The organism is Pseudomonas rosaeacicularis (genome assembly GCF_057128745.1).
Genome location: NZ_JBSKHT010000005.1, coordinates 268,523 through 286,129, shown reverse-complemented (window position 1 = coordinate 286,129; position 17,607 = coordinate 268,523). Strand labels below are relative to the sequence as shown.

The 17,607-nt window shown below is 58.4% G+C and carries 5 protein-coding genes; 1 reads left to right on the top strand and 4 read right to left on the bottom strand.

The window, feature by feature from the left end; all coding sequences use genetic code 11:
• From ACWKWM_RS09165 to ACWKWM_RS09150, 4 genes are all read right to left on the bottom strand, one after another.
• Nucleotides 1–202 (bottom strand): hypothetical protein (locus ACWKWM_RS09165; protein WP_483845825.1); only part of this gene is annotated, 202 nt, incomplete at its 3' end.
• Between the two features lie 206 nt (nucleotides 203–408).
• The gene (locus tag ACWKWM_RS09160) at nucleotides 409–1,785 is read right to left on the bottom strand and encodes an HlyD family type I secretion periplasmic adaptor subunit (protein WP_483845824.1); all 1,377 of its coding nucleotides are present in this window, start codon (nucleotides 1,783–1,785) and stop codon (nucleotides 409–411) included.
• Complete coding sequence (locus ACWKWM_RS09155) at nucleotides 1,775–3,928, bottom strand: type I secretion system permease/ATPase (RefSeq protein ID WP_483845823.1); 2,154 nt, start codon at nucleotides 3,926–3,928, stop codon at nucleotides 1,775–1,777. The genes ACWKWM_RS09160 and ACWKWM_RS09155 overlap by 11 nt, the downstream gene beginning before the upstream one ends.
• A gap of 53 nt (nucleotides 3,929–3,981) precedes the next feature.
• Nucleotides 3,982–5,334, bottom strand: a complete 1,353-nt coding sequence (locus tag ACWKWM_RS09150; protein ID WP_483845822.1) for a TolC family outer membrane protein — start codon at nucleotides 5,332–5,334, stop codon at nucleotides 3,982–3,984.
• Nucleotides 5,335–5,734: 400 nt separating this feature from the next.
• On the opposite strand from ACWKWM_RS09150, the gene ACWKWM_RS09145 reads away from it, so the two are divergent.
• Nucleotides 5,735–17,607, top strand: an 11,873-nt coding sequence (locus tag ACWKWM_RS09145) for a retention module-containing protein (RefSeq protein WP_483845821.1), incomplete at its 3' end; no start/stop codon positions are given.

Sequence of the window (17,607 nt, the reverse complement as noted above, 5' to 3'; positions counted from 1 at the left end):
CAGGTCCGCTCCCACGGTTTTGTGCTTGATCAGAGGTGTTGAAGCCAGCCGCTAATACAGTTTTGTGCTTGATCAGAAGGTGTTGAGGCCAGCCGCTAATGCAGTTTTGTGCTTGATCAGAAATTTGAGGCAGGTCGAAATCTTGTGGGAGCGGACCTGTCCGCGAAGGGGCCGGTACAACCGATGCATCTTCATCGTCCAATACTCAGTCTTCGCGGACAGGTCCGCTCCCACGGTTTTGTGCTTGATCAGAGGTGTTGAAGCCAGCCGCTAATACAGTTTTGTGCTTGATCAGAGGTGTTGAGGCCAGCCGCTAATACAGTTTTTGCTTGATCAGAAGTGTTGAGGCCAGCCGCTCCCACTTATTCGGCTAGCCCCCAATCTGTGATTGATCCAAAGTTCAACATGTCAACGCTCGTGCAGCGCCTCGGCCCGTGCTTTGAGCACTGGTTTGAGCAGGTAGCTCAGCACGCTTTTCTTGCCGGTGATGATGTCGACGGTGGCGACCATGCCGGGGATGATCAGCAGTGGATGCTCATCGGTGCCCAGGTGGCTGCGGTCGGTGCGCAGCTTGATCACGTAGTACGTGTTCTTCTTTTCTTCATCCTGAATAGTGTCCGCGCCGATCTGCTCCAGCTTGCCTTTGAGCCCGCCGTAAATGGTGTAGTCATACGCCGAGAACTTGATCATCGCTTCCTGCCCCGGGTGCAGGAACGCGATGTCCTGCGGGCGAATGCGTGCTTCCACCAGCAGGGTATCGTCCAGCGGCACGATTTCGGCGATGTCGCTGCCGGGCTGAATCACACCGCCCACGGTGTTGACCAGCATCTGCTTGACGATGCCCCGCACCGGCGATGTCACCATGGTGCGATTGACCCGGTCTTCCAACCCCTTGGCCGTGGATTGCGCCTTGCTCAGGTTGGTCCGCGCTTCGTTCAGTTGCGTCAATGCGTCACTGCGAAACTTGCCTCGGGTCTCGTCGATCTTGCGCTGCACTTCGTTTATCGCCGCCTGCGCACGGGGAATCGCCAGCGTGGTGCCGTCGAGTTGACCGCGTGTTTCAACTTCCGAACGTTTCAGGCGCAGCACTTCAACCGGGGATACGGCGCCCTGCTTGACCAGCGGCTCAGACATGCCGATTTCCTGGCGCAACAAACCCAGGCTGTTGCGGTATTGCTCTTGCTTGGAAGCAAACTCGCGCAACTCCTGCTGGCGTTGAATCAACTGCTGCTGCAAGCCGCCCAGTTCATCGGCCAATTGCTGACGTCGGCTCTGGTACAGCGACTCTTCGTTACTGGCCTGATTGGGCGCGGTTTTCCGGGCTTCTGCAGACAGGTTCAACGGCCGGTTATCCACTTCAGCGCTCAGGCGCTCCACGCGCAATTCCATCGACACCCGATCCGCTTCGGTTTCGCCCACGTTGGAGGCAAAACGCGTGTCATCCAGACGAATCAAAGGTGCGCCCGCCTCGACGATCTGGCCGTCATTGACGTAGATCTGAGCGACGATGCCGCCCTCAAGGTTCTGGATCTTCTGGACCTTGGTCGACGGAATCGCTTTGCCCTCGCCCTTCGTCACCTCATCGATAACGGCGTAGTTGGCCCAGAGCACCAAGAACGTGAAAAACAGAATCACCGCCCAGATGGTCAGGCGCACGATGCGCGGCGCGTCGTCTACCAGTGCCTTTTCGACCTCGGGCAGCGGTTGCCCTTCCAGCGAAGAAGAACCACGAAAATAGCGAAAGATCCCGCCGCCGGACTGTCCCGGACCTGACTTAAGCAACACTGATCTGCCCCTTCTTCAACGCTTCCATGACGGCGGCTTTCGGGCCGTCGGCGAGAATCTGACCACGGTCGATCACGATCAAACGATCAACCAGACTGAGCAGCGATGCCCGGTGAGTAACTAGGATCACGGTCTTACTCTCGACGACGGCCTGCAGACGTTGTTTCAGACGCTCTTCACCGGTGTTGTCCATGGCGCTGGTCGGTTCGTCCAGCAGCAGGATTGGCGGGTTAAGCAATAAGGCGCGGGCCAGCGCAACGTTCTGCCGCTGTCCGCCGGAAAGGTTCTGTCCGCGCTCCCCCACCTGCAACTCGTAACCTTGTGGGTGCAGACGGGCGAACTCGTGCACGCCAGCCAGTTCGGCGGCCTGCAGGACCATTTCGTCATCTACATAACGCGCGCCGGAAACCAGGTTGTCGCGCAGGGTCCCGGCTAACAGCTGAATGTCTTGAGCGACGTAGCCGATGTTGTGGCGCAATTCGCTCACGTCGATCTGGCGAATGTCCACGCCGTCGACGAGCAAAGAACCGGCGTCGGGCTGATAAAGACCGACCAGCAATTTGGCGAGCGAGCTTTTGCCCGAACCACTGCGACCGATGATGCCGATCTTTTCACCCGGACGAACCACTAGGCTGATGCCTTTGAGCGCCAGGGTCTGCTGATTGGGATAGGTGAAGTCCAGACCACGAAACTCCATCGCGCCTTGCAGCACCTGACGGCTGAGCGGGCGCTCGTCGAAGTTGCGTTCCTGCGGCAGCTCCATCATCTGGTCCACGGAAACCATGGTCACTTTTGCTTGCTGATAACGGGTTAACAAACCGGACAACTGAGCCAGCGGGCCCAGCGCGCGGCCACTGAGCATGTAACACGCCACCAGGCCACCCATGCTGAGGTTGCCGTCGATGATCTGGTAAACGCCGAAGCAGATCATCGCCACGCCAGCCAGTTGCTGGATGAGCAGCGTGATGTTCATCGCCAGACCGGACAGAATCTTGACCCGCAGCTCCAGACGGCTGAGGGTGCCGATGGTCTGTTCCCACTGATACTGACGCTCGCTTTCGGCGTTGTTGACCTTCACCGCATCAAGCCCGGCGAGAGTTTCGATCAAACTGGATTGACGCTCGGCACCCAGCGCCATGGTGCGTTCGAGGGTGGCGGTCAGCGGTTTTTGCAGGAAGTGGCCGATGCCCAGCGCCAACGGGAAGGCAATGATCGGAATCCACACCAGATTGCCGCCCAACAACGCGATCACCAGCAAGATGATCAAGGTGAATGGCAAATCGATGAGACTGGTCAGGGTCAGCGACGTCAAGAAGTCGCGCATGCCCTGAAACTCATGAATGTTCTGGGCGAAGCTACCGACCCGCGCCGGCCGGTTTTTCATGGCCATGCCGACGATGCGTTCGAACAGCGTCGCGGAGATGATCAGGTCGGTTTTCTTGCCAGCCAGGTCCAGGCACAGACTGCGCAGGCCTTTGAGCAGCAGGTCAAACAGGTAAGCGCCACAGATGCCGGCGGCCAGCACCCACAATGTGGCGGTGGCTTGGTTGGGAACCACGCGGTCGTAAACGTTCATCACGAACAGCGGCGCAGCCAAGGCGATCAGGTTGATCACAAGGCTTGCAGCGATCGCATCGGCGTACAACCAGCGCGAACGCTTGAGGGTGTCTTTGAACCAGGATTTCGCCCGGGGAATGAGCGACCCTTTGGTCACGTCAAATTTATGTTGCGGTTGGGCGAAGAACACCCGTCCGCCGTAATCCTTGGCCAGTACTTCGCGGGCCACTTCAACTTCGCCACCATCGCTTTCACTCAGCAGCAGGCGAGCGCTGTCGTCGTTCCAGCTCAACAGAACAGCACTTCGGCCGTCCTTGAGCAGCAACAGCGCAGGCAATGCGATCGACGGAATCTGATCAAGCTTTCGTTGCAGCAAACGCCCCTGCAAACCGGCACGGGCGGCTGCTCGCGGCAATAAATCGGCGCTCAATCGCTGATCGGGCAATGGCAAACCGGTGGTCAGCATTGCCCGACTGGCAGGTTTGTGGTGCAGCGCGCAGAGCGTCAGCAGGCCGTCCAGTAAGGGATCATCGTGCTGGCTGCGGGGATCATGGCCTAGTTGAACCGAAGGTAATTCCAAATCCACGCTGACACTCTCTTTATATCGCTAACTGTTGGAGAAGCTGATTGCGTCAAAAATCAGTTCATACCCGGCAGTTGAACTGTCGGTTTTATATCGTTCTGCACAACTGATGCCATCGGTGCCATGACGCCCTGACTTTTCAGCAAAACGCCCATGTCGGCTTTAATGCGGTACTGCGTGTACTGCTGCAGATTCTTCAACTGCACCAGACGCTGCTGCGAGGTGAACAACTCGTTTTCGGAATCGAGCAAGTCGAGCAGGGTACGTTCGCCCAGGCCGAATTGCTGCTGGTAAGAGGTGCGCACGTTGGCCGTGCGATCGACGTACTGCTGGGCAATCGGGATCTGCGAAGTGGCGTTGTTGTAGGCGTTCCAGGCCAGGCCCAGCTCTTCGTTCAACTGACGCAGTGCGTTGTTGCGGATGTCCAGCGCCTGCGATGCCAGGTACGACTTGGACTCAAGGTCAGCCTTGTTGCTGCCGCCCGAATACAGGTTGAAGCGCATGCGCACCATCGCTTCCCAGCCGTTGTTGTGGCCTTCGTCGCCGCCAATGTTGTTGTCGGCGTTACGGCCAAGCTCAGCGTCGAAACGTGGGTAGAACGTCGATTTGGCTGACTGGTACTGCTTTTCAGCCGCAGCGATGTCGGACTCGGCCGAACGCAGCACAGGGCTGTTTTCGAGCATTTGCTGGCGCGCTTCGTCAAGGGTGGCCGGCATCATGGTCATGACCGGCGATGGCGCTTCCAGTTGATCGGGAAACCCACCCACTGCGCTCAAGTAGTTAGTTTGAGCATCGGCAAGATTGGTTTTTTCAGTCAGCAAGTTGTTTTGTGCTTGAGCCAGACGCGCATCGGCCTGATCCATGTCGGCCATACGGCCTACGCCGCGGCTGGTGCGCAACTTAATCTGATCGTAAATACGCTCGTGGCTTTTCAAGTTCTCTTCTGCCAGGCGGACCATTTCTCTCTGGGTCAGAACGTCCAGATAAACTTGCGCAACTGTCAGCGCAGTACGTTCAGTGGTGTTCAACAGCGAGTAGCCACGGGAGTTGGCGGTGGCTTGTTGACGCCCTACTTCGTTGGAGGTCTGGAAACCGTCAAAAAGCATTTGCTGCAAGCGGATGGCCGACTCGCCGCGATTGAGCGTCTGCCAGTCATTGCTGCCAGTGGTCGCACGCGTACTTGGAGTATCAGAACCAGCACGACCATAGCCTCCCGTGAGGTCCACGCGTGGCAGGTATCCGCCTTTGGCGGCGCGAACGGCGTAGTCCTGAGCGATACGCGCGTTGACGCCGGCCTGAACCTCGGGATGCACATCCATCGCCTTCTGCATGGCCTGTGGCAGGCTTTCTGCATGGGCCAGACTGGCGGTGAGAGCGAATGGAATTGCGGTAAGGAAGTGCGCACGCATGTTGGTTGATCCCGAGAACGTTCTTGTTCAAAACGCAGCAGTACAGCCGCCGCATCATAAAAATGGCAATTGAATGGGACCGTTGTCGGAGTGTTCTGAATGGGACTTGGGATCACACAGCAGAAAGACGCGATTCCATTGAATATCAATGTGACATTACGGAAGCGATTGTTTAGGATGTCGCCGAATAGGTCAATAGTTTGGCTAAAAGTTAATTCCCAAACTGCAAACCCAGTGTTAATAAATTGGCGTCAAAACTTAAATAATAATTAAAACAATCAGTTAATTATTTGACGTCAAATAATAGTGTAAAAAATACGTACTCCAGTATGAAGCGGCATAGAAAAGCCGGACGGCATCATGGATACCAACTGAACGGTAAACGCGGAGAGTTCCCCGAATGAGCAGTGTTGTTGCCATCGTCAAAAGCATTGTTGGCCAAGTAGTCGCAGTCTCCCCGGAAGGGATTCGCCGTGTACTGATCGAGGGGGACCGGTTGTTCGCCGGGGAACAGGTGCTGACTGGCCCGGCAGGAGCGGTCACGCTCGAACTGCCTGATGGCCGCACCCTGGACATGGGCCGTGATAGCCAGTGGAGCTCGGAAACCCCGACCTCCACCGTCAATCTGTCGGAAGCCACCGCCCAGGCCGCGCCGTCGGTTGCCGAATTGCAGCAAGCCATCGCTGCCGGCGCTGACCCTACCAAAGACCTCGAAGCCACTGCTGCAGGTCAAGCTGGCACAGGCGGCGGCGATGCCGGTGGCGGACACAGCTTCGTCATGCTCAACGAAACGGCTGGCGTGGTTGATCCAACCATTGGCTTTCAGACTGCAGGCCCGGACAATCAAAGCGTAGCCACCGTCCAGCAAGATGCTGGCATTCTTGATACAACCACGCCGGCAACCGCTTCGTCCCTTAGCGTCACCGCGACGCCAACGCTGACCGAAGACGGCGGGACACTGGTCTACACCGCGACCGTGACTCAGGCGCCAACGACCGACCTGAACATCACGCTGTCCAACGGCCAGACCATCGTTATCGCTGGCGGCCAGACCACAGGTACGGTTTCCGTTCAGATTCCGGGCAACAATTCGCCGTACATCGATCCAACCCAGATTTCTACAACCGTCACCGGCACCACCGGCGGCGCGGGCATTGTGGTCACGACTGATCCGACGCCTGCGGTCACGCAGATTACCGACACCGTCGACACCACCACCGTGACCCTGACCGCTGGCAGCGCTACTGCCACCGAAGGCACGACGATCACTTACACCGCGACACTGACTAATCCTGCGCAAACGCCGGTAACAGTCACCCTGTCCGACGGCTCGACGATCACCATCCGTGCGGGCGAGTCGACTGGCAGCATCAGCGTTCCGGCGCCTGCAAACGATGTTTACAACACCAACACCACGATCAGCACCACGATCACTGGTGCGACTGGTGGCAACTTTGAAAACCTGGTGCCGAATCCTGCGCCGGCTGTTGTTGGTATTACTGATTCGCCAGATACCACCACTATCACCTTGACGGCTGGTAGTGCGACCACCACCGAAGGCACGTCGATCACCTATACCGCGACGTTGACCAATCCGGCGCAAACGCCAGTAACCGTCACTTTGTCCGACGGCTCGACGATCATCATTCGTGCGGGCGAGTCTGCTGGCAGCATCAGCGTTCCTGCACCTGCTAACGACGTGTACAACACCAACACCACGATCAGCACCACGATCACGGGCGCAACTGGCGGCAACTTCGAGAACCTGGTTCCGAACCCTGCAGCAGCAGTCGTGAACATCACCGACTCGCCAGACACCACCACCGTCACTCTGACTGCTGGCAGCGCAACGAGCACCGAAGGCACGTCGATCACTTACACCGCGACGTTGACCAATCCGGCGCAAACGCCAGTAACCGTCACTTTGTCCGACGGCTCGACGATCATCATTCGTGCGGGCGAGTCTGCTGGCAGCATCAGCGTTCCTGCACCTGCTAACGACGTTTACAACACCAACACCACGATCTCTACGACGATCACTGGCGCAACTGGTGGCAACTTCGAAAACCTGGTGCCGAACCCGGCGCCAGCTGTTGTTGGTATTACTGATTCGCCAGATACAACCACTGTCACCTTGACGGCTGGCAGCGCGACCACCACTGAAGGCACGTCGATCACCTACACCGCGACACTGACTAATCCTGCGCAGACGCCAGTGACTGTCACGCTGTCCGATGGCTCGACGATTGTTATCCGTGCGGGCGAATCGGCTGGCAGCATCAGCGTTCCGGCTCCGGCTAATGACGTCTACAACACCAACACCACGATCAGCACCACGATCACTGGTGCGACTGGTGGCAACTTTGAAAACCTGGTGCCGAATCCTGCGCCGGCTGTTGTTGGTATTACTGATTCGCCAGATACCACCACTGTCACCTTGACGGCTGGCAGCGCGACCACCACTGAAGGCACGTCGATCACCTACACCGCGACACTGACTAATCCTGCGCAGACGCCAGTGACTGTCACGCTGTCCGATGGCTCGACGATTGTTATCCGTGCGGGCGAATCGACTGGCAGCATCAGCGTCCCGGCTCCAGCCAACGACGTCTACAACACCAACACCACGGTTAGCACCACGATCACTGGCGCAACTGGTGGCAACTTTGAAAACCTGGTGCCGAACCCGGCGCCAGCTGTTGTTGGCATCACTGATTCGCCTGACACCACCACTGTCACCTTGACGGCTGGCAGCGCGACCACCACTGAAGGCACGTCGATCACCTACACCGCGACACTGACTAATCCTGCGCAAACGCCAGTGACTGTCACGCTCTCCGATGGCTCGACGATTGTTATCCGTGCAGGCGAATCAACTGGCAGCATCAGCGTTCCTGCTCCAGCCAACGACGTCTACAACACCAACACCACGGTTAGCACCACGATCACTGGCGCAACTGGCGGCAACTTTGAAAACCTGGTGCCGAATCCTGCGCCGGCTGTTGTTGGTATTACTGATTCGCCTGACACCACGACCGTTACTCTGACTGCCGGCAGCGCCACGAGCTCCGAAGGCACGTCGATCACCTATACCGCGACGCTGACCAATCCTGCGCAAACGCCAGTAACCGTCACGCTGTCCGACGGCTCGACGATCACCATCCGTGCGGGCGAGTCGACTGGCAGCATCAGCGTTCCGGCGCCTGCAAACGATGTTTACAACACCAACACCACGATCAGCACCACGATCACTGGTGCGACTGGTGGCAACTTTGAAAACCTGGTGCCGAACCCGGCGCCGGCTGTTGTTGGTATTACTGATTCGCCTGACACCACCACTGTCACCTTGACGGCTGGCAGCGCGACCACCACTGAAGGCACGTCGATCACCTACACCGCGACACTGACTAATCCTGCGCAGACGCCAGTGACTGTCACGCTGTCCGATGGCTCGACGATTGTTATCCGTGCAGGCGAATCGGCTGGCAGCATTAGCGTTCCTGCGCCTGCAAATGATGTTTACAACACCAACACCACGATCAGCACCACGATCACGGGCGCAACTGGCGGCAACTTCGAGAACCTGGTTCCGAATCCGGCAGCAGCAGTCGTGAACATCACCGACTCGCCAGACACCACCACCGTCACTCTGACGGCGGGCAGCGCAACAAGTACCGAAGGCACATCGATCACCTACACCGCGACACTGACTAACCCGGCACAAACGCCAGTGACGGTCACGCTGTCCGACGGCTCAACGATTGTTATCCGTGCAGGCGAATCGGCTGGCAGCATCAGCGTTCCTGCGCCTGCCAATGATGTTTACAACACCAACACCACGATCTCTACGACGATCACCGGCGCAACTGGTGGCAACTTCGAGAACCTGGTACCAAATCCGGCGCCGGCTGTTGTTGGCATTACTGACTCCATCGACACCACCACTGCCAGCATCACCGGCAGCGCGTCCGTGATCGAGGGCCAAAGCGCGACGTACACCATCACGCTGAGCAATCCGGCGCAGACCGAAGTCACCATCAACCTGACCTACAGCGGCACCGCGGCCGATGGCAGCGATTACACCCAAGTGGTCAGCGTCAAAGTGCCGGCCAATGCCAGCAGCGTGACCTTCGACATTGGCACGATCAACGACACCATTCCTGAAGGCGTTGAAAACCTGACGGTCGCCATTGGCGCCATCACTGGCGGCAACTTCGAGCAAATCGTAGTCAGCCCAACGCAGGGCAGCGTCACCACCGCCATCATCGACAACGACGCGTTGCCCGTAGTGGATCTGGACAACAACACCAACGGCACCAACTTCGCCACAACCTTCACTGAGGGTGACAACGGCGTGCCGATCGTTGGCGATCTGCGCATCACCGACATCGATAGCCCGACCCTGACCGGCGCAACCGTCAGCCTGGGCAACCCGCAATCCGGCGACACGCTTGTAGTTGGCAGCAGCAACGCGGCAATCACTGTTACTACCGCTACCGTCAATGGCGCGTTAGTCGTGACACTGAGTGGCGCCGCGAGCGCGGCAGAATACGAAGCCGTGATCAAATCGATCACCTTCAGCAACAACAGCCAAGACCCAAGCGCGATTGATCGCAACATCACGATCACTGTGAACGATGGCCAGAACAACTCCGTACCGGTCAATGCGGTTGTGAGCGTTGTTCCAGTTAACGACGCGCCAACCGCCACCATCGAAGGCCCGGTTTCCTTCACAGAAGGCCAGACCGGCGTTTCGCTGGACGGTAAAGTCACTTTGGCTGACGTGGACAACGCCACGCTCAAAGGTGGCTCGGTCACCCTGAACGGCGCGCAAACCGGCGACTCGCTGGTCGTCGGCACGCCAAACAGCAAAATCACCGTCACCTCGTCCGAAGTCGACGGCAAGATCGTTCTGACCCTGACCGGTGAAGCGACGAAAGCCGAATATCAGGCGCTGATCAACTCGATCACTTACGGCAACAACAGCGAAAACCCAGGCACCCTGCCGCGCAATATTTCGGTCGTTGTGAACGACGGCGCACTCGATTCGGCACCGGTCAGCACCGCTGTAAACGTCACGCCAGTCAACGACGCCCCAACCGCCACCATCGAAGGCCCGGTTTCCTTCACTGAAGGCCAGACCGGCGTTTCGCTGGACGGCAAAGTCACTCTGGCTGACGTTGATAACGCCACGCTCAAAGGTGGCTCGGTCACGCTCAATGGCGCGCAGGATGGCGACTCGCTGGTTGTCGGTACGCCGAATAGCAAGATCACCGTCACCTCGTCCGAAGTCGACGGCAAGATCGTTCTGACCCTGACCGGCGAAGCGACGAAAGCTGAATACCAGGCGCTGATCAACTCGATCACTTACGCCAACAGCAGCGAAAACCCCGGCACCCTGCCGCGCAATATCTCGGTCGTAGTCAACGACGGTCTGTTGGATTCGGCACCTGTCAGCGCAGCTGTGAATGTCACGCCAGTCAACGACGCGCCAACCGCCACCATCGAAGGCCCGGTTTCCTTCACCGAAGGCCAGACCGGCGTTTCGCTGGACGGCAAAGTCACTTTGGCTGACGTTGATAACGCCACGTTCAAAGGTGGCTCGGTCACGCTCAATGGCGCGCAGGATGGTGACTCGCTGGTTGTCGGTACGCCGAATAGCAAGATCACCGTCACCTCGTCCGAAGTCGACGGCAAGATCGTTCTGACCCTGACCGGCGAAGCGACGAAAGCTGAATACCAGGCGCTGATCAACTCGATCACCTACGGCAACAGCAGCGAGAATCCAGGCACCCTGCCGCGCAACATCTCGGTGGTGGTCAATGACGGCGCACTCGATTCGGCACCGGTCAGCACTACCGTCAATGTCACGCCAGTCAACGACGCCCCAACCGCCACCATCGAAGGCCCGGTTTCCTTCACCGAAGGCCAGACCGGTGTTTCGCTGGACGGCAAAGTCACACTGGCTGATGTGGATAACGCCACGCTTAAAGGTGGCTCAGTCACCTTGAACGGCGCACAGGATGGCGACTCGCTCGTTGTCGGCACGCCGAACAGCAAAATCACTGTTTCGACTTCCGAAGTCGACGGCAAGATCGTCCTGACCCTGACCGGCGAAGCGACGAAAGCTGAATACCAGGCGCTGATTAACTCGATCACTTACGGCAACAGCAGCGAAAACCCAGGCACCCTGCCGCGCAATATTTCGGTCGTTGTGAACGACGGCGCACTCGATTCGGCACCGGTCAGCACCGCTGTTAACGTCACTCCAGTTAACGACGCTCCAACTGCCACCATCGAAGGCCCGGTGTCCTTCACCGAAGGCCAGACCGGCGTTTCGCTGGACGGCAAAGTCACTTTGGCTGACGTGGACAACGCCACGCTCAAAGGTGGCTCGGTCACCCTGAACGGCGCACAGGATGGCGACTCGCTAGTTGTCGGCACGCCGAACAGCAAAATCACTGTTTCGACCTCCGAAGTCGACGGCAAGATCGTCCTGACCCTGACCGGTGAAGCGACCAAAGCTGAATACCAGGCGCTGATCAATTCGATCACCTACGCCAACAACAGCGAAAACCCAGGCACCCTGCCGCGCAACATTTCGGTCGTCGTCAATGACGGTTTGCTGGACTCGGCACCTGTTAGCACGGCTGTGAATGTCACGCCGGTTAACGACGCGCCTACCGCCACCATCGAAGGCCCGGTGTCCTTCACCGAAGGTCAGACCGGCGTTTCGCTGGATGGCAAAGTCACTCTGGCTGACGTTGATAACGCCACGTTGAAAGGTGGCTCGGTCACGTTGAACGGCGCGCAAACCGGCGACTCGCTGGTGGTCGGCACCCCTAATGACAAAATTACTGTTAGCACCGCTGAAGTCGACGGCAAGATCGTCCTGACCCTGACCGGTGAAGCGACCAAAGCTGAATACCAGGCGCTGATCAATTCGATCACCTACGCCAACAGCAGCGAAAACCCGGGCACCCTACCGCGCAACATCTCGGTTGTGGTGAACGACGGCGCACTCGATTCGGCGCCGGTCAGCACCGCCGTCAAAGTCACTCCTGTGAACGACGCGCCTACCGCCACCATCGAAGGCCCGCTCTCCTTCACCGAAGGTCAGGCCGGCGTTTCGCTGGACGGCAAAGTCACTTTGGCTGACGTGGACAACGCCACGTTGAAAGGTGGCTCCGTTACGTTGAACGGCGCACAAACCGGCGACTCGCTGGTTGTCGGTACGCCGAATAGCAAGATCACCGTCACCTCGTCCGAAGTCGACGGCAAGATCGTCCTGACCCTGACCGGCGAAGCAACGAAAGCTGAATATCAGGCGCTGATCAACTCGATCACTTACGGCAACAACAGCGAAAACCCAGGCACCCTGCCGCGCAATATTTCGGTCGTTGTGAACGACGGCGCACTCGATTCGGCACCGGTCAGCACCGCTGTTAACGTCACTCCAGTTAACGACGCTCCAACTGCCACCATCGAAGGCCCGGTGTCCTTCACCGAAGGCCAGACCGGCGTTTCGCTGGACGGCAAAGTCACTCTGGCTGACGTTGATAACGCCACGTTGAAAGGTGGCTCGGTCACTCTGAACGGCGCGCAAGACGGCGATACTTTGGTTGTGGGCACGCCGAACAGCAAAATCACCGTCACCTCGTCCGAAGTCGACGGCAAGATCGTCCTGACCCTGACCGGCGAAGCGACGAAAGCTGAATACCAGGCGCTGATCAACTCGATCACCTACGGCAACAGCAGTGAAAATCCAGGCACCCTTCCGCGCAATATCTCGGTCGTAGTCAACGACGGTTTGCTGGACTCGGCGCCGGTCAGCACCGCTGTAAACGTAACGCCAGTCAATGACGCACCGACTGCAACCATCGAAGGGCCAATCGCGTTCACCGAAGGCCAGACTGGCGTTTCGCTGGATGGCAAAGTCACGCTGGCTGACGTCGACAACGCGACGCTCAAAGGCGGCTCAGTCACCTTGAACGGCGCGCAAAACGGCGACTCGCTGGTAGTTGGCACCCCTAACGACAAAATTACTGTCAGCACCGCTGAAGTCGACGGCAAGATCGTCCTGACGCTGACCGGCGAAGCGACCAAGGCTGAATACCAAGCGCTGATCAACTCGATCACCTATGGCAACAGCAGCGAAAACCCAAGCACTCTGCCGCGCAATATTTCGGTCGTTGTGAATGACGGCGCACTCGATTCGGCGCCGGTCAGCACTGCTGTTAACGTCACTCCAGTTAACGACGCTCCAACTGCCACCATCGAAGGCCCGCTTTCCTTCACCGAAGGCCAGACTGGCGTTTCGCTGGACGGCAAAGTCACTCTGGCTGACGTTGATAACGCCACGCTCAAAGGTGGCTCGGTCACGCTCAATGGCGCGCAGGATGGTGACTCGCTGGTTGTCGGCACGCCGAACAGCAAAATCACTGTTTCGACCTCCGAAGTCGACGGCAAGATCGTCCTGACCCTGACCGGTGAAGCGACCAAAGCTGAATACCAGGCGCTGATCAACTCGATCACCTACGGCAACAGCAGCGAAAATCCAAGCACCCTGCCGCGCAATATCTCGGTCGTGGTCAATGACGGCGCACTCGATTCGGCGCCGGTCAGCACCGCTGTTAACGTCACTCCAGTTAACGACGCTCCAACTGCCACCATCGAAGGCCCGGTTTCCTTCACCGAAGGCCAGACCGGCGTTTCCCTGGACGGCAAAGTCACACTGGCTGATGTGGATAACGCTACGCTCAAAGGTGGCTCGGTCACTCTGAACGGCGCTCAAACCGGCGACTCGCTGGTAGTTGGTACGCCTAACGACAAAATTACTGTCAGCACCGCTGAAGTCGACGGCAAGATTGTCCTGACGCTGACCGGCGAAGCGACCAAAGCTGAATACCAGGCGCTGATCAACTCGATCACCTACGCCAACAGCAGCGAAAACCCAGGCACCCTGCCGCGCAATATCTCGGTCGTGGTCAATGACGGCGCACTCGATTCGGCGCCGGTCAGCACCGCCGTCAACGTCACGCCGGTTAACGATGCGCCTGTCATCACTTTCGGTAACTCCGAGTTCACCGAAAACGGTGTTGCCACGCCAATCGTCACCAACCTGGTCATCAACGATCAGGACGGCGGCGACCTGACCAGCGCAAAAATCACGCTGACCGGCATGCATGCCGAAGATGTCCTGAACTCGACCTTCTACACAGGCACCGACGAAGGCGACACTTCGCTGGGCATTCACTACAAGCTGGTGAATGACGGCAACGGCACTATCACCATCGAGTTGACCGGCAAGGCCTCGATTGACAGCTATAAAGAGCTGATCAATTCGATCACCTACGCAAACAACAGCGATAACCCGAGCGTCACCCCGCGTGGTGTGACGATTGCAGTCGTTGACGCGGACACTCACGGCACCAATAACCTGCCGGATTCGCACACAGGCGCCATCGCCGTGGTTGCGGTCAACGACGCTCCGGTCATCACGTTCGGCAACGTTTCGTACACCGAAAACGGTTCCGCTACGCCAATCGTCACCAACCTGGTCATCAACGATCAGGACGGCAGCGACCTGACCAGCGCAAAAATCACGCTGACCGGCATGCACGCCGAAGATGTCCTGAACTCGACCTTCTACACCGGCAGCGACGAAGGCGACACCTCGCTCGGCATCCACTACAAGCTGGTGAATGACGGCAACGGCACTATCACCATCGAGTTGACCGGCAAGGCTTCGATTGACAGCTATAAAGAGCTGATCAATTCGATCACCTACGCAAACAGCAGCGAGAACCCGAACGTCACCCCTCGCGGTGTGACCATTGCAGTCGTTGACGCGGATACTCACGGCACCAACAACCTGCCTGATTCGCACACTGCTCAGATTGATGTCACAGCCGTAAACGACGCTCCAACCATCGGTCACGAAAACGCTGGCAACACCGGCAACTTCGGTAACACTTTCGTCGAAGAACCTTTGCCAGGCGTCGCTCCACGTCCGGGCCAAGGCCCAGGCCTGATCGCGGGCGACATCAAGCTGACCGACGCCGACAGCCTCACGCTGAAAAGCGCGACCGTCACCCTGACCAACGCCAAACCTGAAGACGTGCTGAACGTCGGTTCGCCGAACAGCAAAATCGTGGTCAGCTACGACACAGACACCGCTGGCGTGATCAAGCTGACCCTTACCGGTCCAGGCACACCTGCCGAGTATCAAGCGGTACTGCGCTCGATCACCTTCGACACACCGTCGCAGAATCCTGATCCGACCCAGCGCTTGATCACCATCGCGATCGACGACGGTAGCGCCAACGGCGTGAGCACCGTGATCTCGAAGATCAACATCATCCCGGAAAACGATGCGCCAACCGTCAACGGCACTGCCGTCACCTTCACCGAAGGTGATGCTGCGAAATCCGTTGTCGCCGGCCTGAACATCAGCGACCTGGACAACAGCACCCTGCAGCACGCGGAAGTCAAAATCTCCAACGTGCAGGCAGGTGATCTGCTGACCTTCACCGGCACCACGCCAAGCGGCGTGACCGTGGAAAAAGTCATCGGCACCGACAACACCGTCACCTTCAAAATCGACGGCACCGCGTCCCTGGCGGACTACAAAACCCTGATCGATTCGATCAAGTTCGAAAGCCCAGGCGACAATCCGACTGCTGGCGTGCGTGGCGTAAACGTTACTGTCACCGACAGCGGCGGCGCGTGGGACATCGGCCGTGATCCAGCGTTGAGCACTGTGCTGAACGGCTCGATCAACGTGGTTGCTGTGAACGACGCACCGGTTGTCGGCCATGAAAACCCCAACGACACCAGCAGCTTCGGTAACACTTTCGTCGAAGAACCTTTGCAAGGCGTCGCTCCACGTCCGGGCCAGGGCCCAGGCCTGATCGCGGGCGACATCAAGCTGACCGATGCCGACAGCCTCACGCTGAAAAGCGCGACCGTCACCCTGACCAACGCCAAACCTGAAGACGTGCTGAACGTCGGTTCGCCGAACAGCAAAATCGTGGTCAGCTACGACACAGACACCGCTGGCGTGATCAAGCTGACCCTTACCGGTCCAGGCACACCTGCCGAGTATCAAGCGGTACTGCGCTCGATCACCTTCGACACACCGTCGCAGAATCCTGATCCGACCCAGCGCTTGATCACCATCGCGATCGACGACGGTAGCGCCAACGGCGTGAGCACCGTGATCTCGAAGATCAACATCATCCCGGAAAACGATGCGCCAACCGTCAACGGCACTGCCGTCACCTTCACCGAAGGTGATGCTGCGAAATCCGTTGTCGCCGGCCTGAACATCAGCGACCTGGACAACAGCACCCTGCAGCACGCGGAAGTCAAAATCTCCAACGTGCAGGCAGGTGATCTGCTGACCTTCACCGGCACCACGCCAAGCGGCGTGACCGTGGAAAAAGTCATCGGCACCGACAACACCGTCACCTTCAAAATCGACGGCACCGCGTCCCTGGCGGACTACAAAACCCTGATCGATTCGATCAAGTTCGAAAGCCCAGGCGACAATCCGACTGCTGGCGTGCGTGGCGTGACCGTTACTGTCACCGACAGCGGCGGCGCGTGGGACATCGGCCGCGATCCGGCGTTGAGCACTGTGTTGAACGGTTCGATCAACGTCGTTGCTGTGAATGACGCACCGGTCATCGCTCACACCGGCAACGGCACTGAGTTCGGCAACACCTGGAACGAGACGGCGGCGAACGGCGATCTGACTCAGCCAGGTAAAGGCCCAGGCAAGATTGCGGCTGACTTCGCACTGAGCGATGTCGACACCACAACTCTCAAGTCGGCAACCGTCACTCTGACCAACTACCACGAGGGTGATTTCCTCACCGTGGTCGATGCTGCAGGCGTGACATACACCTCGACGTTCATCAAAGACGGTGCTGGAAACATCACTGGTCAAACCATTGTCTTCCAGGGCGGCACTGCCCAGCAGTACCAAACCGCGATCCAGTCGATCACCTTCGACAGCACGTCGCACAACCCGAACGTGGTCGACAACCGCAACATCGATATCACCATCGATGACGGCGGTGCGATCAACAACATCGCGACCACCACGTCGACGATTCGTCTGACCGCAACCAACGACGCACCGGTGATCGGCCACACGGGCGACGGCAAAGAGTTCGGTAATACCTGGAATGAAACCGCAGCGGGCGGCGACGTTACCCAACCGGGCAAAGGCCCAGGCAAAATCGCAGCTGACTTCACCCTCAGCGA